Raw genomic sequence first — 21108 nt, forward strand, 5'->3', positions numbered from 1 at the left:
CGCTCCGGCGTCCCTTCGTCATTCCCCACCCTCGTCCGAAGTGCCTCCCCGTGCTTCCCCGTACCGCGTTCCGGCTCACATCCGGCGCGCTCTTCACGTCTGATGTGCCCTGCACATTCATGGGTGAAACCGCGGACGGCGAGTAGAGTCGACCGGTGCATCTCAAAAGCCTCACCCTGCGCGGTTTCAAGTCGTTCGCCTCGTCGACGACACTGCGCTTCGAGCCGGGAATCACGTGCGTGGTCGGCCCCAACGGGTCGGGCAAGTCGAACGTGGTCGACGCGCTGTCCTGGGTGATGGGCGAGCAGGGTGCCAAGTCGCTGCGCGGCGGAAAGATGGAGGACGTCATCTTCGCCGGCACCACCGGCCGTCCGCCGCTGGGCCGCGCCGAGGTGTCGCTGACCATCGACAACTCCGACGGCGTCCTGCCGATCGAGTACGCCGAGGTCACCATCACGCGGATCATGTTCCGCAACGGCGGCAGCGAGTACCAGATCAACGGCGACACCTGCCGTCTGCTGGACATCCAGGAGCTGCTGTCCGACTCCGGTATCGGCCGCGAGATGCACGTCATCGTCGGCCAGGGCCAGCTCGACTCGGTGCTGCACGCCGACCCGATGGGCCGCCGCGCGTTCATCGAGGAGGCCGCGGGCGTCCTCAAGCACCGCAAGCGCAAGGAGAAGGCGCTGCGGAAGCTGGACGCGATGCAGGCCAACCTCGCCCGCGTCAACGACCTCACCGGCGAACTGCGCCGCCAGCTCAAGCCGCTGGGCCGCCAGGCACAGGTCGCCCGCCGCGCCGCCGTGATCCAGGCCGACCTGCGTGACGCCCGGCTCCGGCTGCTCGCCGACGACCTGGTGACGCTGCGTGAGGCACTGCGGGCCGAAGTCGCCGACGAGGCCGCGCTCAAGGAGCGCCGTGACGCCGTCGAGTCCGAACTCGCCGACGCGCTCCGGCGCGAGGCGCGGCTCGAGGAGCAGGTGCGGGCCCTGACCCCGCGGCTGAACCAGGCGCAGTCCACCTGGTACGAGCTCTCCCAGCTCGCCGAACGGGTCCGCGGCACCATCGGCCTGGCCGAGCAGCGGCACCGGCACGCCACCGGGCAGCCCGCCGAGGAGCGGCGCGGCCGCGACCCGGAGGACATGGAACGCGAGGCCGCGCGCATCCGCGAGCAGGAGGCCGAGCTCAACGAGGCCCTCGACGCGGCCCAGCGCGCGCTCGACGACACCGTCTCCCACCGTGCCGACCTGGAACGCCGGCTGGCCGAGGAGGAGAACCGGCTGCGGGCCGCGGCCCGCGCCATCGCCGACCGCCGCGAGGGCCTGGCCCGGCTCAACGGCCAGGTCAACGCCGCCCGTTCCAAGGCCGCCGCGGCCGAGGCGGAGATCGGCCGGCTGGCCGCCGCCCGGGACGAGGCCCGCGACCGCGCGGAGTCCGCGCAGGCCGAGCACGAGGAACTGCGCGCACAGGTCGAGGACCTGGACGCGGACGATTCCGAGATGGAGGCGCTCTTCGAGGCGGCCCGCGCGGAACAGACCGCCGCCGAGGAGGAGTTCAGCGCCGCCCGGGACGCGGCCACCGCCGCCGAGCGGCGGCGCGCCGCGGTCGCCGCGCGCCGGGACGCCCTGGCCCCGTCGCTGCGCCGCAAGGACGGCAGCGGCGCGCTGCTGTCCGGCGGGGGCGGCGACGGCGACGGCGACGGCCGGCTCTCCGGCGTCCTTGGCTCCGCCGCCACCCTGCTGCGGGTGACCGCCGGCTACGAGATCCCCATAGCGGCCGCGCTCGGCGCGGCCGCCGACGCCGTCGCGGTCAGCGGGCCGGCGGCCGCCGCCGAGGCGCTGCGGCTGCTGCGCAAGGAGGACGCGGGCCGGGCCGCGCTGCTGCTGGCGAACGCGCCCGCTCCCGTCGGCGACCCGGGCCCGGAGCAGCGCGGCGCGCTGCCCGCCGGTGCGCGGTGGGCCGCCGAACTCGTCGCGGCGGACGGCGATCTGCGGCCCGCGGTGCGGCGGCTGCTGGCGGATGTGGTCGTCGTCGGCGCGCTGGAGGAGGCCGAGGCGCTGGTCTCCGCCCGCCCGGAGCTGACCGCCGTCACCGCCGAGGGCGACCTGCTGGCCGCGCACACCGCGCAGGGCGGGTCCGCCAAGGCGCCCAGCCTGCTGGAGGTGCAGGCCCAGGTCGACGAGGCCGAGGCCGAGCTGCGGAGCCTCGCGGAGCAGTGCGAGGAACTCGCGGACCGGCAGCAGGAGGCGAAGGACCGCCGGTCGGCCGCCGCCCGGACCGTCGACGAACTGGCGCAGCGCCGCCGTGCCGCCGACAAGGAGAAGTCCTCCGTCGCCCAGCAGCTCGGCCGCTACGCGGGCCAGGCGCGGGCCGCCGCCGGTGAGGCCGAGCGGGCCGCCGCGGCCGTGGTGCGGTCGCAGGAGGCGCTGGCCGCGGCGCGCGAGGAGCTGGAGGAGCTGTCGTACCGGCTGAGCGAGGCCCAGGAGGAGCCGGGCGAGGAGGAACCGGACACCTTCGCCCGCGACCGGCTCGCCGCCGACGGCGCGAACGCCCGGCAGACCGAGATGGAGGCCCGGCTGCAGGTCCGCACCCACGAGGAGCGGGTCAAGGGCCTGGCCGGGCGGGCCGACGGCCTGGACCGGGCGGCGCGCGCGGAACGCGAGACGCGTGCCAGGGCCGAGCGGCGCAGGGCCCGCCTGGCGTACGAGGCATCGGTGGCCGCGGCGGTGCTGACCGGCGCCCGCGGCCTGCTGGACTTCGTCCAGGTGTCGGTCGCCCGGGCCGAGGCCGAGCGGGCCGAGGCGGAGGCCGCGCGGGCCGAGCGCGAGGCCGAACTCGGCCGCGAGCGGCGGCGCGGACGCGAGTTGAAGGGAGAGCTGGACCAGCTGACCGGCGACGTCCACAAGGGCGAGGTGCTGGGCGCGGAGAAGCGGCTGCGGATCGAGCAGCTGGAGGCCAAGGCGCTGGAGGAGCACGGCATGGAGCCCGCGGGGCTCGTCGCCGAGTACGGCCCCGACCAGCTCGTGCCCCCGTCCCTTCCCGCCGAGGGCGAGACGCTGCCGGAGGATCCCGAGGACCCGCGCAACCAGCCGCGGCCGTTCGTCCGCGGCGAGCAGGAGAAGCGGCTGAAGGCGGCCGAGAAGGCGTACGCGCAGCTGGGCAAGGTCAACCCGCTCGCCCTGGAGGAGTTCGCCGCCCTCGAGGAGCGGCACAAGTTCCTCACCGAGCAGCTGGAGGACCTGCGCAAGACCCGGGCCGACCTGCTGCAGGTCGTCAAGGACGTCGACGAGCGGGTGGAGCAGGTGTTCACCGCCGCCTTCCACGACACCGCCCGGGAGTTCGAGGGCGTCTTCTCCCGGCTGTTCCCCGGCGGGGAGGGCCGGCTGCTGCTCACCGACCCGGACAACATGCTCACCACGGGCGTGGAGGTTGAGGCGCGGCCGCCCGGGAAGAAGGTCAAGCGGCTGTCGCTGCTGTCCGGTGGCGAGCGTTCGCTGACGGCGGTCGCGATGCTGGTGTCGATCTTCAAGGCCCGGCCGAGTCCGTTCTACGTGATGGACGAGGTCGAGGCGGCGCTGGACGACACCAACCTGCAGCGCCTGATCCGGATCATGGAGGAACTCCAGGAGAGCTCGCAGCTGATCGTCATCACGCACCAGAAGCGCACGATGGAGGTCGCCGATGCTCTGTACGGCGTATCCATGCAGGGCGACGGGGTGTCGAAGGTGATCAGCCAGCGGCTGCGCAACGGCAAGCAGCGGAGCGCCTGACGCCCCGCTCGGCCCTGCGTCGCAGGGTCCTGTCTTCAAACAGTGAAGACAATCACCATGGAACTCTCCGATCTGCCCGGTTCCTGCCTGCGTATGCCAGGCTTCAGCGGATTTTAGTTTCGAAAGTTGAAGGCATAGTCTTCCGGCTGTTGGCAAAACGTTCGAGTGGTGGCTGCCTGAGAGCGGCCGAACGCTTGGACCCCCAGACCCTCATGTGAGGGCTCAACGCCGAGCCTGAGGAGACGAACCTTGACGAGCACCGCACGCGAGACCGGATCGGCCGGCCGTACCGCCGCGACCGAGCACCTCGGCCATGTCATCTTCATCACCGCCGCCGCGGCGATGGGCGGTTTCCTGTTCGGCTACGACAGCTCCGTCATCAACGGCGCCGTCGAGGCCATCCGGGACCGCTACAGCATCGGCTCCGCCGCGCTCGCGCAGGTCGTGGCCATCGCGCTGATCGGCTGTGCCGTCGGTGCCGCCACCGCCGGCCGGATCGCCGACCGCATCGGCCGCATCCGCTGCATGCAGATCGCCGCGGTGCTCTTCACCATCAGCGCCATCGGCTCGGCCCTGCCGTTCGCCCTGTGGGAGCTGGCCCTCTGGCGGATCGTCGGCGGCTTCGCCATCGGCATGGCCTCCGTCATCGGCCCCGCCTACATCGCCGAGGTCGCGCCGCCCGCCTACCGCGGCCGGCTCGCCTCGTTCCAGCAGGCGGCGATCGTGCTCGGCATCGCCATCTCGCAGCTCGTCAACTGGGGCATCCTCAACGCCGCGCACGGCGACCAGCGCGGCCGGCTCCTCGGCGTCGAGGCCTGGCAGGTCATGCTCGGCGTCATGGTCGTCCCGGCCGTCATCTACGGCCTGCTGTCGTTCGCCATCCCCGAGTCCCCGCGGTTCCTGCTGACCGTCGGCCGCAGGGACGACGCCAAGGCCGTGCTGGCCGACGTCGAGGGCAGGAGCGCCGACCTGGACGCCCGCGTCGCCGAGATCGAGCACGCGATGCGCCGCGAGCACAAGGCCAGCTTCAGCGACCTGCTCGGCGGACGCTTCTACTTCCTGCCGATCGTCTGGATCGGCATCGGCCTGAGCGCCTTCCAGCAGCTCGTCGGCATCAACGTGGCCTTCTACTACTCGTCCACGCTGTGGCAGTCCGTCGGCATCAACCCGAGCAGCTCATTCTTCTACTCCTTCACCACGTCGATCGTGAACATCGTCGGCACGGTCATCGCGATGATCTTCGTCGACCGGATCGGCCGCAAGCCGCTCGCCCTGATCGGCTCGGTCGGCATGGCGGTCGCCCTGGCCCTGGAGGCGTGGGCGTTCTCCTCCCGCCACGGCGACACCCTGCCCAACACCCAGGGCACCGTCGCGCTGATCGCCGCCCACCTCTTCGTGCTGTTCTTCGCCCTGTCGTGGGGCGTCGTGGTGTGGGTGTTCCTCGGCGAGATGTTCCCCAACAAGATCCGCGCCGCGGCCCTGGGCGTCGCCGCCTCCGCGCAGTGGATCGCGAACTGGGCGATCACCGCCAGCTTCCCGAGCCTCGCGGACTGGAACCTGTCGGCCACGTACGTCATCTACTGCTGCTTCGCGCTGCTCTCCATCCCCTTCGTCGTGAAGTTCGTGAAGGAGACGAAGGGCAAGTCCCTGGAGGAGATGGGCTAGGACGGGCCCTGGCCCGGAGCCGGTTGCCGGCCGGCGCACCGCCCGGGCCGCCGCCTGGGCCGTGCCGGACGGAAAACCAGCGATACTGGTCGCGTTATGGAAATCGTCATCCTTGCCGTCGTCATCGCCCTGGTCGTGATCCTCGGGGCCGGCGGGCTGGTGGTCGGCAGCCGCCGCAAGAAGAAGCAGCAGCTGCCGACCGCGCCGCCGAGCACCCCGACGATCACCACGCCTCCCGCCGAACCCCATGTCGGGGACGAGGCCGAGGCCCCGCGGGAGGAAACCCGCCGGACCATCGAAGAGGTCCCGCTGCCCGGGTCCGGCGCGACCGCCGCCCCCGAGGCGCTGGAAGAGCTGGACGTCCTCCCGCCGCCGCCGATCGAGCAGCCCGAGCCGACCGCCGGCCGCCTCATCCGGCTGCGCTCCCGGCTCTCCCGCTCGCAGAGCTCGCTCGGCAAGGGACTGCTCACGCTGCTGTCCCGGGAGCGGCTCGACGAGGACACGTGGGAGGAGATCGAGGACACCCTCATCACCGCCGACGTCGGCGTCGCGCCCACCCAGGAGCTCGTCGAGCGGCTGCGCACCCGGGTCCGGGTGCTCGGCACCCGCACGCCCGAGGAGCTGCGCACGCTGCTGCGCGAGGAACTGGTCGCACTCATCGACCCGTCGCTCGACCGCACGCTGCGCACCGAGAGCCACGAGGAGACCCCGGCCGTCGTGCTCGTCGTGGGCGTCAACGGCACCGGCAAGACCACCACGACCGGCAAGCTCGCCCGGGTCCTGGTCGCCGACGGCCGCAGCGTCGTGCTCGGCGCCGCCGACACCTTCCGTGCCGCGGCCGCCGACCAGCTGCAGACCTGGGGCGAGCGCGTCGGCGCCCGCACCGTGCGCGGACCCGAGGGCGGCGACCCCGCCTCCGTCGCGTTCGACGCGGTCAAGGAGGGCATCGCCGAGGGCGCGGACACCGTGCTCGTCGACACCGCCGGCCGGCTGCACACCAAGACCGGCCTCATGGACGAGCTGGGCAAGGTCAAGCGGGTCGTGGAGAAGCACGGCCCGGTCGACGAGGTGCTGCTCGTCCTCGACGCGACCACCGGCCAGAACGGCCTGGTGCAGGCCCGCGTCTTCGCCGAGGTGGTCGACATCACCGGCATCGTGCTGACCAAGCTCGACGGCACCGCCAAGGGCGGCATCGTCGTCGCGGTCCAGCGCGAACTGGGCGTCCCCGTCAAGCTCATCGGTCTCGGCGAGGGCGCGGACGACCTCGCGCCGTTCGAGCCGGAGGCGTTCGTCGACGCCCTGATCGGCGACTGACCCGAGCACGCCGCGCACCGCACGGCAGACATGCGTAAGGGGCGCCCACCCCGAGTGGGCGCCCCTTACGCATGGGCCGGCGGATGACGGATCAGACCGAGGCGCGGACCCTGGCGCGGTGACTCACGTAGGCCAGCGTGCCCAGCAGCAGCCGCGCCTCGGGAGGCTGCGGCTGCCCGCCGCGGCCGCCGGCCCCCGGCTCACGCAGCCAGCGGACCGGCCCCAGACCGCCGTGGTCCGACGGGGGAGCGGTGACATGCTCGCCGGCGCCCAGGCAGCGCAGGTCCAGGCGCGCGTCGTCCCACCCCATCCGGTAGAGCAGTGCCGGCAGCTCGGCCGCGGCGCCCGGCGCGACGAAGAACTGCGCGCGGCCGGTCGGCGTCAGCAGCACCGGCCCCACCCGCAGCCCCATCCGCTCCAGCCGGGCCAGCGCCCGCCGCCCCGGGTCCTCGGCCACGTCGATCACGTCGAACGAGCGCCCCGCCGGCAGCAGCACCGCCGCGCCCGGGACCTGCGCCCACGCGTCGGCCGCCTCCCGTTCCGAGGCCCCCGCCGGCACCTCCGGGGCGAACGTCAGCGGGTGCGCGCCCGGCCGCGAGCAGTCCGCGTCCCCGCAGGAGCAGGTGATCCCCCCGCGGGTCGCCCGGGCCCCGGGCACCACCGCCCAGCCGAACAGGGCGGCGTACTGGGCGACGGTGGTGCACGCCGAGGCGTGCGTACGGCGACGCGCGCCGGCCCGTGCTCCGGACAGGACCGCGAGCCGGACCGCGTCGCGCATCCCGGTCCGGTGGGCGCGCATCTCCCGCGCGCTGCCGATCGTGAACACCATGACTCCTCCAACGCATCGCCGCCGCCGATGGTTACGCTCCCGCACGGCCCTTCCGACCTCGTGCGACCGTCATGTGTCAAGTGAATCGCCTGTGACTGGAGGTGAGTTCATTCGATGGGGTGGCGAATGGTGGCGTTTCCTCCGGCGTTCTCGCGAGGCGGGTGATCGTGGGGTTACTTTCGGTTCGTGAGTCCACGGCGGTCGTCCGCGCGCCCCCCGGGGTATGCCGCAGGCACCCGCGCACTGCACAGCCGGGCCGCACAATCCCGCGGCACGGATCCGGAGATACGGGCGACAGGACTCAACCAACCCTGGTATCCAAGGGGTTGAGAAAAGTGGATGGGGGCTTGACCGTGGGCGCCACAACGGAGAAGCAGCCCAACGCGCAGCTGAACTCGTGGTTCGTGCGCAGCGGCTGGTCCAAGGGCGAACTGGCACGCCAGGTCAACCGGCGGGCGCGCCAGCTCGGTGCGCACCATGTCAGCACCGACACCTCGCGGGTCCGCCGCTGGCTCGACGGCGAGCAGCCGCGCGAGCCGATCCCGCGCATCCTGTCCGAGCTGTTCTCCGAGCGCTTCGGCTGCGTGGTGCCCGTCGAGGACCTCGGCCTGCGCTCCGCGCACACCCCGCCCGCCGGCGGGGACATCGACCTGCCGTGGGCCGGCCCGCAGACCGTCCAGCTGATCAACGAGTTCTCCCGCAGCGACCTGATGCTCGGCCGCCGCGGCTTCCTCGGCACCTCGCTCGCGCTGTCCGCGGGCCCCGCCCTGCTCGAACCGCTCCAGCGCTGGCTGGTGCCCACCACGCCCGGGGCGCACCCCGCAACGGTGCCGCCCCCGCGCGACGGCGGACGTCCCTCGCGGCTGTCCGAGCAGGAGCTGGAGCTGCTGGAGGCCACCACGGTGATGTTCCGCGAGTGGGACAGCCAGTGCGGCGGCGGGCTGCGCCGCAAGGCCGTGGTCGGCCAGCTGCACGAGGTCACCGACCTGCTCCAGGAACCGCATTCCGAGGCCGTCGCCCAGCGCCTCTACCGGATCACCGCCGACCTGGCGTCGCTCGCCGGGTGGATGAGCTACGACGTCGGACTCCAGCCCACCGCGCAGAAGTACCTGGTCCTGGCCCTGCACGCGGCCAAGGAGGCCGGTGACCGGCCGCTGGGCGCGTTCATCCTGTCCTCGATGAGCCGGCAGATGATCCACCTCGACCGCCCGGACGACGCGCTGGAACTGATCCACCTCGCCCAGTACGGCGCCCGCGACTCGGCGTCGGCGACCACCCAGGCCATGCTGCACGCCCTGGAGGCCCGCGCCTACGCCAACATGGGCCAGGTCAACAAGTGCCACCGCGCGGTGCGGATGGCCGAGGACACCTACGCCGACTCCTGCGCCGCGGACGACCCGGCGTGGATCACGTTCTTCAACGAGGCCGAACTGCACGCCGAGAACGCGCACTCCTACCGCGACCTCGCGTACGTCGCCGGCCGCAGCCCCACGTATGCCTCGCTGGCGCACCCCGAGATGGTCAGGGCCGTGGACGGCTTCGCCGGTGACTCCGTGCACCAGCGCGCCTACGCGCTGAACCTGGTCGGCATGGGTACCGTGCACCTGCTGATGAAGGAACCGGAGCAGGCGGCGCACTTCACCGACCACGCGATCACCGTCGCCAAGCGGGTGCGCTCCGAGCGGGTCAACACCCGGATCCGCAAGACCACCCACACCGCGCTGCGCGACTTCGGTGACGTCCCCGAGGTCGTCCGGCTCGCCGACCGGCTCTCGGTGGAACTCCCCGAGGTCGCCGAGTCCGCCTGAGCGGTCCCTTCGCAGGTCACCGGCGGGCCACCGCACGGATTCCGGTACGGACCCCCGTACGGGCTCCGCGCGGGGATCGCCGCACGGCCCCGGCGGGTCCTCCGGCCGGTTCCCCGAACGGATTGCCACGCATTCCCCACCCGTATACATCCTTCCCGTCTCCACGGGACGGTTCACCCTGCCGTAACACGCGCGACTTCTTCGTCACGGCGGTGAAACACCGTTCGGCATCGGAGGAAACCCGGCTCGGCCACTCTCGTGGCGAAAACCGGCCCACACCCTGCACCGCCCGCACGGGCCGTCCGGATGACGAGGAGACGCCGATGGCACCAGCCATCATGACGCTGGCCGCGGATGCGCCCAAGCTCGACAGTGGAAGTACGGCGTTCATGCTGATCAGCGCCGCCCTGGTGATGGTGATGACCCCTGGTCTCGCCTTCTTCTACGGCGGCATGGTGCGGGTCAAGAGCGCCCTGAACATGCTGATGATGAGCTTCATCAGTCTCGGCATCATCACCGTTCTGTGGACCCTCTACGGATTCAGTTTCGCCTTCGGATCCGGCAACGGATTCATGGGCGGTACGCACTGGTTCGGTATGCGCCACATAGGGATCGGTGAACTCTGGCCGGGATACGGAATTCCCGTCTACGTATTCGCCGTCTTCCAGCTCATGTTCGCGATCATCACCCCCGCCCTCATCAGCGGCGCTCTCGCGGACCGGGTGAAGTTCACCGCCTGGTCGCTGTTCATCACCCTGTGGGCGACGGTGGTGTACTTCCCGGTCGCGCACTGGGTGTGGGCGTCCGACGGCTGGCTGTTCAAGAAGGGCGTCATCGACTTCGCCGGCGGTACCGCGGTGCACATCAACGCCGGTGCGGCGGCACTCGGCGTGATCCTCGTCATCGGCAAGCGCAAGGGCTTCAAGCGCGACCCGATGCGCCCGCACAACCTGCCGCTGGTCATGCTCGGCTGCGGCCTGCTGTGGTTCGGCTGGTTCGGGTTCAACGCCGGCTCCTGGCTGGGCTCCGACGGCGTCGCCGCCGTCGCCTTCACCAACACCCAGGTGGCCACCGCCGCCGCCATGCTCGGCTGGCTGATCTACGAGCGCCTGCGCCACGGCTCCTTCACCACCCTCGGCGCGGCCTCCGGCGCGGTCTCCGGCCTCGTCGCCGTCACCCCCGCCTGCGGCTCGATCTCCCCGCTCGGCGCCATCCTGCTCGGCCTGGTCACCGGTGTGATCTGCGCCGCCGCGGTGGGCCTGAAGTACCGGTTCAACTACGACGACTCCCTCGACGTCGTCGGCGTCCACATGGTCGGCGGCATCGTCGGCTCGCTGTCCATCGGCTTCCTGGCCACCGGCGGCGTCGGCCAGACCGCCAAGGGCGTGTTCTACGGCGGCGGCTGGCACCAGCTGGGCCTGCAGTTCATCGGCGTCGGCGCGGTCCTGGGCTACTCCCTGGTGTGCGCGGTCGTGCTGGCCAAGCTCATCGACCTCGTCATGGGCTTCCGGGTCACCGAGGACGAGGAGATCACCGGCGTGGACCAGGTCCTGCACGCCGAGACCGCATACGACTTCGCCGGGGTGGGCGGGGCGCGCAGCGCCGCCGACCCGGCCGCAACCTCCAGCGAGGCGGGTGCCTCCCCGGTCAAGAAGGTGGACGCGTGAAGCTCATCACCGCCGTCGTGAAGCCGCACCGGCTCGACGAGATCAAGGAAGCCCTGCAGGCGTTCGGCGTGCACGGCCTCACCGTCACCGAGGCCAGCGGCTACGGCCGCCAGCGCGGCCACACCGAGGTCTACCGGGGCGCGGAGTACACCGTCGACCTCGTGCCCAAGATCCGGATAGAGGTCCTGGTCGAGGACGCCGACGCCGAGCAGCTCATCGACGTGGTCGTCAAGGCCGCGCGGACCGGCAAGATCGGCGACGGCAAGGTGTGGAGCCTGCCGGTCGACACCGCCGTGCGGGTCCGCACCGGAGAGCGCGGCCCGGACGCACTCTGACCGCCGGCCGACCCGACGTACCGTCGGTTCCGGACACCCACCCCACAGTGCTGGAGACCCCGTGACCGACAGCGTCGACGCGCAGGACGGCAACTACGCGGCGGCCCGGCTCCGCCTCCTGACCCAGGAGGCGGAGTCCGGGCCGCCGCGCCGTGCCGCGCTGGCCGCCCTCACCGACCGGTGGCTGGGCGCGCTGGCCGACGACGCCGCCGCGGCCACCGGGGCGACCGGCTGGGCGCTGATGGCCGTCGGCGGCTACGGGCGCGGCGAGCTGTCCCCGCGCAGCGACCTGGACCTGGTGCTGCTGCACGAGGGCGGCTCCGAGGTGGCCGCCCTCGCGGACCGCATCTGGTACCCGGTGTGGGACCAGGGCCTCGCCCTCGACCACTCGGTGCGCACCGCCGCCGAGGCCGTCAAGACCGCCGGCGACGACCTCAAGGTCCAGCTCGGCCTGCTCGACGCCCGGCACATCGCCGGCGACGCCGCCCTGACCTCCGCGCTGCGCAGCAGCGTCCTGGCCGACTGGCGCAACCAGGCCCCGGCCCGGCTGCCGGCCCTGCACGAGATGTGCCAGGAGCGCGCGGAACGCCAGGGCGAGCTGTCCTACCTCCTCGAACCCGACCTCAAGGAGGCCCGCGGCGGCCTGCGGGACGCCACCGCCCTGCGCGCGGTCGCCGCCTCCTGGCTCGCCGACGCCCCCCGCGAGGGCCTGGAGCAGGCCCGCACCCGGCTGCTCGACACCCGCGATGCCCTGCACCTGGTGACCGGCCGCGCCACCGACCGGCTGGCCCTCCAGGAGCAGGACCAGGTCGCCGCCGCCCTCGGCGTGCTCGACGCCGACGCGCTGCTGCGGCAGGTCTACGAGGCGGCCCGCCGCATCGCCTACGCCTCCGACGTCACCTGGCGCGAGGTCGCCCGCGTACTGCGCGCCCGCCAGTCCCGGCCCCGCCGCCGGCTGCTGGGCCGCGGCCGCACACCCGCGCCCCAGGCGTCGCCCGAGCGGGTGCCGCTCGCCGAGGGCGTGGTGGAGCAGGAGGGCGAGGCCGTGCTCGCGCTGACCGCCAAACCCGACCGCGACCCGGTGCTGCCGCTGCGGGCCGCCGCCGCGGCCGCCCAGGCCGGGCTGCCGCTGTCGCTGCACGCCGTGCGGCGGCTGGCCGCGGCCGCCGGGCCGCTGCCCGTGCCGTGGCCCGCGGAGGCCCGCGAGCGGCTGCTGTCCCTGCTGGGCTCCGGAGAGGCCACCGTGCCGGTGTGGGAGGCGCTGGAGGCCGAGGGACTGGTCACCCGGCTGCTGCCGGACTGGGAGCGGGTGCGCTGCCGCCCGCAGCGCAACGCCGTGCACCGCTTCACCGTCGACCGGCACCTGGTGGAGACGGCGGTGCAGGCCGCCGGGCTCACCCGCCGGGTCGGCCGCCCCGACCTGCTGCTGGTCGCCGCGCTGCTGCACGACATCGGCAAGGGCTGGCCCGGCGACCACAGCGAGGCCGGCGAGGTCATCGTCCGCGACCTGGCCGCCCGGATCGGCTTCCGCCGCGCCGACGTCGACACCCTGGCCCTGCTCGTCCGCCACCACCTGCTGCTCATCGACACCGCCACCCGACGCGACCTGGACGACCCGGAGACCATCCGCACCGTCGCCGACGCCGTGCGCGACACCTCCACCCTGGAACTGCTGGCCGCCCTGACCGAGGCCGACGCGCTGGCCACCGGGCCCGCCGCCTGGAGCACCTGGCGGGCCTCGCTGCTGGCCGACCTCGTCGAGCGGGTGGCGGGCGCCCTGGACACCGGCGAGCTGCCCGAGCCCGGCGACCGCGACCCCACGGCCGAGGAGGAGCGGCTCGCCGTCGAGGCCGGCCGCACCGGCGGCCCGGTGCTCGCCCTGCACGCCCGTGCCGAGCCCGACGCCGAGGGCGCGGAGGACGCCGAGGCGCTGGGCGTGGAACTGCTGCTCGCGGTGCCCGACCGGCCCGGCCTGCTCGCTCACGCGGCCGGGGTGCTGGCCCTGCACCGGCTCACCGTCCGCACCGCCGACCTGCGCTCCTTCGACCCGATCGGCGCGGGCCCGGTGGCCCTGCTGGGCTGGCAGGTGTCCGCGGAGTACGGCGCCCTGCCCGAGACCGCGCGGCTGCGCACCGACCTGGCCAGGGCCTTCGACGGCGCCCTGGACATCGAGGCCCGGCTGGCCGAGCGCGAGGCCGCCTACCCGCGGCGCCGCGGCATCACCGCGCCGCCGCCGCGGGTGACGGTCGCCCCCGGCCACACCTCGCAGACCGCGACGGTGCTGGAGGTCAGGGCGCACGACGCCCCCGGCCTGCTGCACCGCATCGGCCTGGCGCTGTCCGCGGCCGGCGTGACGGTGCGCTCGGCCCGCGTCTCCACGCTCGGCGCCGACGCGGTGGACGCCTTCTACGTCGTCGGCAAGGACGGCCAGGCGCTGCCCGCGGGGCGGGCCGCGGAGGTGGCGCGACAGGTCGAGGCGGCGCTCAGGTGAACCCCGGGTGCCGACCGGGGTGCCGACCGGGGTGCAGACCGCACCTGGACCGGCCCAGTACCCTGGGAGCCGATACTTCCCACTCCCGACGCGAGGATCCGCGACCGACGTGTTCGACACCCTCTCCGACCGCCTTGCAGCCACCTTCAAGAACCTCCGGGGCAAGGGCCGTCTCTCCGAGGCGGACATCGACGCCACCGCGCGCGACATCCGTATCGCGCTGCTCGAAGCCGACGTCGCGCTGCCCGCGGTCCGCGCGTTCATCAAGCAGGTCAAGGAACGCGCGCTCGGCGCCGAGGTGTCGCAGGCGCTGAACCCGGCGCAGCAGGTCATCAAGATCGTCAACGAGGAGCTGATCACCATCCTCGGCGGGGAGACCCGCCGGCTGCGGTTCGCCAAGCAGCCGCCCACCGTGATCATGCTCGCCGGCCTCCAGGGCGCCGGTAAGACCACCCTCGCGGGCAAGCTGGGCCTGTGGCTGCAGAAGCAGGGCCACACCCCGCTGCTCGTCGCCTGCGACCTCCAGCGCCCCAACGCCGTGAACCAGCTGAGCGTCGTCGCCGAGCGCGCCGGCGTCGCGGTCTTCGCGCCGGAGCCGGGCAACGGCGTGGGCGACCCGGTGAAGGTCGCCCAGGACTCCCTCGCGTACGCGAAGCAGCAGCAGTACGACATCGTCGTGGTCGACACCGCGGGCCGCCTGGGCATCGACCAGGAGATGATGCAGCAGGCCGCGGACATCCGTGACGCGGTCCACCCCGACGAGATCCTCTTCGTCGTCGACGCGATGATCGGCCAGGACGCGGTGAACACCGCGGAGGCCTTCCGCGACGGCGTCGGCTTCGACGGCGTGGTGCTCTCCAAGCTCGACGGCGACGCCCGTGGCGGTGCCGCGCTGTCCATCGCGCACGTCACCGGCAAGCAGATCATGTTCGCGTCGAACGGCGAGAAGCTCGACGAGTTCGACGCGTTCCACCCGGACCGGATGGCGTCCCGGATCCTCGGCATGGGCGACATGCTGTCGCTCATCGAGAAGGCCGAGCAGACCTTCAGCCAGGCCGAGGCCGAGAAGATGGCCGCCAAGCTGGCCAAGGGCCCCAAGGAGTTCACCCTCGACGACTTCCTCCAGCAGATGGAGCAGGTCAGGAAGATGGGCTCGATCTCCAAGCTGCTCGGCATGCTCCCGGGCATGGGCCAGATCAAGGACCAGATCAACAACCTCGACGAGCGCGACGTCGACCGCACCGCGGCGATCATCAAGTCGATGACGCCCGCCGAGCGGGCCGACCCGCACATCATCAACGGCTCCCGCCGGGCCCGTATCGCCAAGGGCTCGGGCGTGGAGGTCAGCGCGGTCAAGGGCCTCGTCGAGCGGTTCTTCGACGCCCGCAAGATGATGTCGCGGATGGCCCAGGGCGGCGGCATGCCCGGGATGCCGGGCATCCCCGGCATGGGCGGCGGCCCCGGCCGGCAGAAGAAGCAGCAGAAGCAGGCCAAGGGCAAGCGCCAGTCGGGCAACCCGATGAAGCGCAAGGCGGACGCCGCCGCGGCCGCGGCCCGCCGCGAGCAGGGGCCGGGCGGAGAGAACGGCGACGCGTTCGGCGCAGCCGGCCAGGACTTCGAACTCCCTGACGAGTTCAAGAAGTTCATGGGCTGATGCGGGTCTCGATCCGGCCGCCCCGGCCCGAGGACGCGGCCGCCCACCGCGCCGCGGTCCTGCGCTCCGTCGAGCACCTCAGCCCGTGGAACCCCGTCGACCCCGACGGGTTCCACGAGCTGCTGCGCCGCCAGGGCGCGGACCTGCAGACGTTCCTCATCGTCAACGAGGAGGACGGCGGCATCGTCGGCAAGTGCAACGTGGCCAACATCGTGCGCGCCCGCTTCCGCAACGCGGCGCTGGGCTACGACAGTTACCTGCCGTACAACGGCACCGGCCGGATGAGCGAGGGCATGCGGCTGGTGGTGGACCGCTGCTTCACCAGCTGGCCGGAGGGGCTCGGGCTGCACCGGCTGGAGATCAACGTCCAGCCGGACAACAGCCGTTCCGTGGCGATGGCCAAACGGCTCGGCTTCCGCCACGAGGGCTTCTCGCCGCGGATGCTCTACATCAACGACGCCTGGCGCGACCACGAGCGCTTCGCCCTGACCGCCGAGGAGTGGCGGGGCCTGTAGGCCGCGGCATGGTACGGGAGGACGGCCCCCGCCGGCCGCCCGCCCCGGCCCGCGGGTTCAGCCCGGAAGCCCCGCCAGCAGCGCGCGGAAACCGCCGCCGCGGGCCAGCGCCTCCAGCTCGTCGAGCGCGCCGGACGCCCGCGCGGCGGCCGCCGGGTCCCGCCCGGCCAGGCCGCTGGCCGCGAACTCGTCCTCGTCCAGCCGCCGCACGTCCGTGCCGTCGGCGGAGAGCCACAGGTCCAGGTCCAGGTCCTCGGAGACCAGGGCGCCGTCCCCGGTGACCCGCACCGGCCTGGTGATGTCGCAGTACCAGCCCTTCAGGACGCCGCGGGCGTCCCGCACCTCCTTCACGGCGTACCAGCGGTCGCGCCAGTAGTGCTCGGTGAAGACGTCGCCGGGCTCGAAGCGCACGAACCCGAAGTCCCGGGTGCCGGGCAGCGACCACGGCGCCTCCACCACCACCCGCACCCCGTCGTCGTGGAGCACCTGCGCGTCGTAACGGACCTTCTCGCGGCCCGCCTTGACCAGGCGCACGCACGTCGCGGAACCGGGCGGCAGGGGACCGGGAGAGGGCGCCGGCTGGGGCGCGGGCTCGGACATCGGTACGGGCGCCGGTTCGGGCATGGGCTCGGACATGCGGCCAGCCTCGCGCACCCGGTGGACCGCGGCCACCGGGTTTCCCGCGAACCGGCACACGCAGCGCACGCAAAGTACGCAGCGAAGGCAGCGCACGCTGCGAACGCGACGAACGCAGCGACTCAGACTCTGGCGACGACGTAGCGGAACACGTTCTCCATGCGGACCGAGCCGTCCGCGCGGCGGAAGGGGTGCAGTGCCTCGCTGATCTCCTTGTCGACCTGCTGCTGGTCGGTGGCGTCCACCGCCGCGTCGAACAGCCCCGTGGACAGCAGGCCGCGGACCGCGCTGTCCAGGTCCGGGTAGCCGAACGGGCACGACACCCGTCCCGAGCCGTCCGGCCGCAGTCCCGCGTCACGGGCCAGGTCCACCAGGTCGTCGCGCCCGCTGAGCCGCATCCCGTACCCGAACGAGGCCGGCCCGCGCGGTTCGGCGAGCCGCTCCGCGACCCGCAGCACCCGCGACGCCGAGCAGCGCTCCGGCGGGCCCCAGCCGGCCAGCACCACGGCGGTGCCGCGCGGCGCGCCCACGGCCACCGCGGCCAGCGCGGGCCGCAGCTCCGCGACCGGCTCGCCCGGGTCGAAGGCGGTGACCACGTCGTAGGCGTCGTACTCCGCGACCCCCGGCAGGCCCGGCACCAGGTGCGTCCCGGCGGCCGGCCGGACCCGGCGCCCCCACTGGGGCTGCGGCTGGAACCGGCGGCGGGCCAGTGCCAGCCGCTGCCCGTCCGCCTCGCAGCCCGTGACGGCCGCGCCGCGCGCCGCCGCCAGCAGCAGCGCCAGACCGGAGCCGCAGCCCAGTCCCAGCAGCCGGGTGCCCGTGCCGACCTCGAGGCGGTCGTACACGGTCTCGTAGAGAGGAACGAGCATCCGTTCCTGGATCTCCGCCCAGTCCCGCGCCCTGCCCTCCGCACCGGGCCTGGATCCGCGATAGAGCGTAGGTGCCATGGAAGCCCCAATCAGCTGTGATCGGACGTCACGCCGTGCGCCGTGCGCTTGTGCTCCGTGATCCTCTTCCGGGACGATCCCGGCGAAGTACCGCAGGAGTCCCCGAAAGCCAGACAACTGCTGAATCGCCGCGCCGTCCAGGGTCCGGATGGGGCGTTCTTGTTAACTTCCGGGTACCGGCAGGTACCACCGGCCGATTCACGCTCGGGCCGCGGCGGGCCGTACCATCGCCTCCATGGCTAAGGCTCCCGTTCTCACTCCCCAGGCGGACGACTTCCCGCGCTGGTACCAGGACCTGATCAACAAGGCCGAACTGGCCGACAACGGCCCGGTGCGCGGCACCATGGTCATCCGGCCGTACGGCTACGGGCTGTGGGAGCGGATGCAGTCGGACATGGACGCGCGGATCAAGGCGGTCGGCGTGCAGAACGCCTACTTCCCGCTCTTCATCCCGCAGTCCTACCTGACCCGGGAGGCCGAGCACGTCGAGGGCTTCGCCCCCGAGCTGGCGGTCGTCACGCACGCCGGCGGCAAGGACCTCGAGGAGCCGATCGTCGTCCGGCCGACGTCCGAGACGATCATCAACGAGTACTTCTCCAAGTGGGTGCAGAGCTACCGCGACCTGCCCCTGCTGATCAACCAGTGGGCGAACGTGGTGCGTTGGGAGCTGCGCCCGCGCCTGTTCCTGCGCACCACCGAGTTCCTGTGGCAGGAGGGGCACACCGCCCACGCCACCCAGGCCGACGCGCAGGCCTTCGCCGCCCGTATTCAGCGCGACGTCTACGCCGACTTCATGGAGAACGTCCTGGCGATGGACGTGGTCCTCGGCCGCAAGACGGTCAAGGAGCGCTTCGCCGGCGCCATCAACACCCTCACCCTGGAAGGGATGATGGGCGACGGCAAGGCGCTGCAGCTGGGCACCAGCCACGAGCTGGGCCAGAACTTCGCCAAGGCCTTCCAGACCCAGTACCTGTCGAAGGACGGCGCCCAGGAGTTCGTCTGGCAGACGTCCTGGGGCAGCACCACGCGCATGATCGGCGCCCTGGTGATGATGCACGGCGACGACAACGGGCTGCGGGTCCCGCCGCGGCTGGCCCACGTCCAGGTCGTCGTGCTGGCGATCAAGGACGACGAGGCGGTGGTGGCCAAGGTGCGCGAGATCGGCGAGAAGCTGACCGCGGCCGGGCTGCGGGTCGTCGTCGACGACCGCACCGACACCCCCTTCGGCCGCCGCGCGGTGGACTGGGAGCTCAAGGGCGTGCCGCTGCGCGTCGAGGTCGGCCCGCGCGACCTGGAGAACGGCACCGCGATGCTGGCCCGCCGCATCGCCGGCGGCAAGGAGCCGGTCGCCCTCGAGAGCCTCGAGACGCTGCTGCCCAAGGTGCTGGAGGAGGACCAGGCCCGGCTGCTCCAGGAGTCCCGCGATCGCAGGATCGCCAGGACCGTGGACGTCGCCACCCTGGACGAGGCCGCCGAGGCCGCCGCCACCGGCTGGGCCCGCATCCCGTGGGCCGACCTCGGTCCCGAGGGCGAGGCCAAGCTCGCCGAGCAGGGCGTCTCGGTGCGCTGCCTGGTCGCCGAGGACGGCTCCGTGCCGACCGCCGACGACCAGCCGGGCACCCTGGCGATCGTCGCCCGCGCGTACTGACAGGCCCGATCGCCCGGGCCGCACAGGACGATCTCGCGTCATCCGGCCCGATAGCGGGAAAAAACACCGAACATCCCGCCGGGGGCGGGTGCGGGACGCTTCTCCGGGTCTGGCAGGTCTTCACCGGCTTCGCCAGCTTCTCCGGGTCTCTCCGCACCCGCCCTTCGTCATGCCCATCATCCGGAACTGACCGATCAGTGCAAATTAATTGGACTGGCCCGGAATCGGAACACCAGGGCCGCCCGGCTCGTTGATACGGCGTGAGCACGACACCACCTGTTCTCGCCGCCGAGCTGGCAGTCGCGTGGGCCGACATTCAACGGCACCACCCCGAGCTGCCCGATCTGGCCGCCCCCGAGTCCCTGATCGGAGAGTCCTCGTCCGCCTGCGGCACCGAGCTCTCCTTCGAAAGGCTGCTGCACGAGGCCGTGCACGGCATCGCCGCCTCCCGCGGCATCCGTGACACCTCGCGCGCAGGCCGCTACCACAACCGCAGGTTCCTCGCGATCGCCGACGAGATGGGCCTCGACCACGCCGAGGAGCCGCATCCCAGCAGCGGCTTCTCGCTCGTCGTCATGCGGCCCGACACCCGCAAGCGATATCGCGCGACCATCGACCGGCTGCAGCGGGCCCTCAAGGCCCACACCGTCGCCACCACCGCGGACACCGCCCGCTCCTTCCGGGGCCCGGCCGCCCGCCACGGCTCCTCGGGTGGCGGCGTACGCGTCAAGGCGGTCTGCGACTGCGGGCGCAACGTCCGCGTCGTCCCGTCCGTGCTCGCCCAGGCGCCGATCATGTGCGGCGCGTGCGGGCAGCCGTTCCGCATCCCGGAGGTCGTGGGGGCCGCGTGACGGACCCCGGGACCCGGGGGAGGTCCGTACAGATCCCCGGCCGGCGTGCGTGGGACCCGGCCGGGTATGGCAGAATGTTCAGCTGAGAACTCGACAGCCGTGCAGGAACCCTCTCTCCTTCGGCTGACGCGTCCATCGGGCGCCCGATTCCCACAACCCCACGTGGATTTTCGTCGCGCCCAAACACGTCAACACCAGGAGAACCCACTCCCGTGGCAGTCAAGATCAAGCTGAAGCGTCTGGGCAAGATCCGTTCGCCTCACTACCGCATCGTCGTCGCCGACTCCCGTACCCGCCGTGACGGCCGGGCCATCGAGGAGATCGGCCTGTACCACCCGGTGCAGAACCCGTCGCGCATCGAGGTCGACTCGGAGCGCGCGCAGTACTGGCTCTCCGTCGGCGCGCAGCCGACCGAGCCCGTGCTCGCCATCCTCAAGCTCACCGGTGACTGGCAGAAGTACAAGGGCGAGCCCGCCCCGGCGCCGCTGCTCGTGGCCGAGCCCAAGGCCGACAAGCGCGTCCTGTTCGAGGCCGCCGCCAAGGACACCGCCGACGAGCCCAAGGGCGAGGCGATCACCCCGAAGGCGAAGAAGGCCGACAAGGCCGAGAAGAAGGCCGACGACGCCGAGGCTGCCGCCCCGGCCGAGTCCACCGAGGCCTGAGCATGCTTGAGGAAGCCCTTGAGCACCTTGTGAAGGGCATCGTCGACAACCCCGACGATGTGCAGGTCGGCATGCGCAACCTGCGCCGCGGCAGTGTGCTGGAGGTCCGGGTGCACCCCGACGACCTCGGCAAGGTGATCGGCCGCAACGGCCGGACCGCCCGCGCGCTGCGCACTGTCGTGGGTGCTCTGGGCGGCCGTGGCGTGCGCGTCGACCTCGTCGACGTGGACCAGGTCCGCTGAGGATCCGGGCCGGCGCTCGGCACATCTGAACACCGGCACGGGCCGGGGGTGGCGAAGGCCACTCCCGGCCCGCG

Annotated in this window: 16 protein-coding genes; 13 read left to right on the forward strand and 3 right to left on the reverse strand. The window is 72.6% G+C overall.

Annotated elements, in window-relative coordinates; all coding sequences use genetic code 11:
• Positions 1-155 precede the first annotated feature (155 nt).
• The 3 genes from smc (at position 156) to ftsY (ending at position 6749) form a co-directional block, all read left to right on the forward strand.
• Positions 156-3770 (forward strand): chromosome segregation protein SMC, encoded by a 3615-nt coding sequence (smc, locus tag BMW99_RS16410; RefSeq protein WP_075017034.1) that lies wholly within the window; start codon positions 156-158, stop codon positions 3768-3770.
• Between the two features lie 249 nt (positions 3771-4019).
• Entirely contained in the window at positions 4020-5435 is a 1416-nt protein-coding gene (locus tag BMW99_RS16415) for a sugar porter family MFS transporter (protein WP_069461948.1), read from the forward strand.
• A 96-nt stretch (positions 5436-5531) separates the two neighbouring features.
• A complete protein-coding gene (ftsY, locus tag BMW99_RS16420; RefSeq protein ID WP_069461947.1) occupies positions 5532-6749 on the forward strand; it encodes a signal recognition particle-docking protein FtsY in 1218 nt (405 codons plus the stop codon).
• A 91-nt stretch (positions 6750-6840) separates the two neighbouring features.
• Here ftsY and BMW99_RS16425 read toward each other — a convergent pair whose 3' ends face one another.
• Positions 6841-7578 (reverse strand): bifunctional DNA primase/polymerase, encoded by a 738-nt coding sequence (locus tag BMW99_RS16425; RefSeq protein WP_075017035.1) that lies wholly within the window; start codon positions 7576-7578, stop codon positions 6841-6843.
• A gap of 335 nt (positions 7579-7913) precedes the next feature.
• Here BMW99_RS16425 and nsdA point away from each other — a divergent pair, with 335 nt between their 5' ends.
• From nsdA to BMW99_RS16455, 6 genes are all read left to right on the forward strand, one after another.
• Positions 7914-9386, forward strand: coding sequence for a transcriptional repressor NsdA (gene nsdA, locus BMW99_RS16430; RefSeq protein ID WP_069463741.1), 1473 nt, complete (start codon positions 7914-7916; stop codon positions 9384-9386).
• A gap of 323 nt (positions 9387-9709) precedes the next feature.
• A complete protein-coding gene (locus BMW99_RS16435) occupies positions 9710-11053 on the forward strand; it encodes an ammonium transporter (RefSeq protein WP_069463742.1) in 1344 nt (447 codons plus the stop codon).
• A complete protein-coding gene (locus BMW99_RS16440) occupies positions 11050-11388 on the forward strand; it encodes a P-II family nitrogen regulator (protein ID WP_069463743.1) in 339 nt (112 codons plus the stop codon). Before BMW99_RS16435 ends, BMW99_RS16440 begins: the two co-directional genes overlap by 4 nt.
• Before the next feature lie 61 nt (positions 11389-11449).
• A complete protein-coding gene (locus BMW99_RS16445; protein WP_075017036.1) occupies positions 11450-13879 on the forward strand; it encodes a [protein-PII] uridylyltransferase in 2430 nt (809 codons plus the stop codon).
• Between the two features lie 109 nt (positions 13880-13988).
• Positions 13989-15533 (forward strand): signal recognition particle protein, encoded by a 1545-nt coding sequence (gene ffh / locus BMW99_RS16450; RefSeq protein ID WP_069466367.1) that lies wholly within the window; start codon positions 13989-13991, stop codon positions 15531-15533.
• Positions 15533-16048: a GNAT family N-acetyltransferase gene (locus BMW99_RS16455; protein ID WP_069466368.1), complete on the forward strand. Its 516-nt coding sequence runs from the start codon at positions 15533-15535 to the stop codon at positions 16046-16048. Before ffh ends, BMW99_RS16455 begins: the two co-directional genes overlap by 1 nt.
• Before the next feature lie 57 nt (positions 16049-16105).
• Here BMW99_RS16455 and BMW99_RS16460 read toward each other — a convergent pair whose 3' ends face one another.
• The gene (locus BMW99_RS16460; protein ID WP_069466378.1) at positions 16106-16648 is read right to left on the reverse strand and encodes a DUF402 domain-containing protein; all 543 of its coding nucleotides are present in this window, start codon (positions 16646-16648) and stop codon (positions 16106-16108) included.
• Between the two features lie 158 nt (positions 16649-16806).
• Positions 16807-17631, reverse strand: coding sequence for a methyltransferase domain-containing protein (locus BMW99_RS16465; protein ID WP_075017037.1), 825 nt, complete (start codon positions 17629-17631; stop codon positions 16807-16809).
• A 235-nt stretch (positions 17632-17866) separates the two neighbouring features.
• On the opposite strand from BMW99_RS16465, the gene proS reads away from it, so the two are divergent.
• The 4 genes from proS (at position 17867) to BMW99_RS16485 (ending at position 21034) form a co-directional block, all read left to right on the forward strand.
• Positions 17867-19279 (forward strand): proline--tRNA ligase, encoded by a 1413-nt coding sequence (gene proS / locus BMW99_RS16470; protein ID WP_069466370.1) that lies wholly within the window; start codon positions 17867-17869, stop codon positions 19277-19279.
• Positions 19280-19539: 260 nt separating this feature from the next.
• A complete protein-coding gene (locus BMW99_RS16475; protein ID WP_069466371.1) occupies positions 19540-20130 on the forward strand; it encodes a hypothetical protein in 591 nt (196 codons plus the stop codon).
• 212 nt (positions 20131-20342) lie between these two features.
• A complete protein-coding gene (gene rpsP / locus BMW99_RS16480; protein WP_069466372.1) occupies positions 20343-20792 on the forward strand; it encodes a 30S ribosomal protein S16 in 450 nt (149 codons plus the stop codon).
• Positions 20793-20794: 2 nt separating this feature from the next.
• Positions 20795-21034, forward strand: coding sequence for an RNA-binding protein (locus BMW99_RS16485; RefSeq protein WP_069466373.1), 240 nt, complete (start codon positions 20795-20797; stop codon positions 21032-21034).
• Positions 21035-21108: the final 74 nt, after the last annotated feature.

The organism is Actinacidiphila rubida, assembly GCF_900110255.1.
GTDB lineage: Bacteria > Actinomycetota > Actinomycetes > Streptomycetales > Streptomycetaceae > Actinacidiphila > Actinacidiphila rubida.

Coding starts and splice junctions, on each gene's coding strand:
- proS (WP_069466370.1), top strand. CDS start 17,867: ATGGCTAAGGCTCCCGTTCTCACTCCCCAGGCGGACGACTTCCCGCGC.
- BMW99_RS16485 (WP_069466373.1), top strand. CDS start 20,795: ATGCTTGAGGAAGCCCTTGAGCACCTTGTGAAGGGCATCGTCGACAAC.
- BMW99_RS16435 (WP_069463742.1), top strand. CDS start 9,710: ATGGCACCAGCCATCATGACGCTGGCCGCGGATGCGCCCAAGCTCGAC.
- BMW99_RS16425 (WP_075017035.1), bottom strand. CDS start 7,578: ATGGTGTTCACGATCGGCAGCGCGCGGGAGATGCGCGCCCACCGGACC.
- BMW99_RS16460 (WP_069466378.1), bottom strand. CDS start 16,648: ATGTCCGAGCCCGCGCCCCAGCCGGCGCCCTCTCCCGGTCCCCTGCCG.
- BMW99_RS16455 (WP_069466368.1), top strand. CDS start 15,533: ATGCGGGTCTCGATCCGGCCGCCCCGGCCCGAGGACGCGGCCGCCCAC.
- ftsY (WP_069461947.1), top strand. CDS start 5,532: ATGGAAATCGTCATCCTTGCCGTCGTCATCGCCCTGGTCGTGATCCTC.
- BMW99_RS16465 (WP_075017037.1), bottom strand. CDS start 17,631: ATGGCACCTACGCTCTATCGCGGATCCAGGCCCGGTGCGGAGGGCAGG.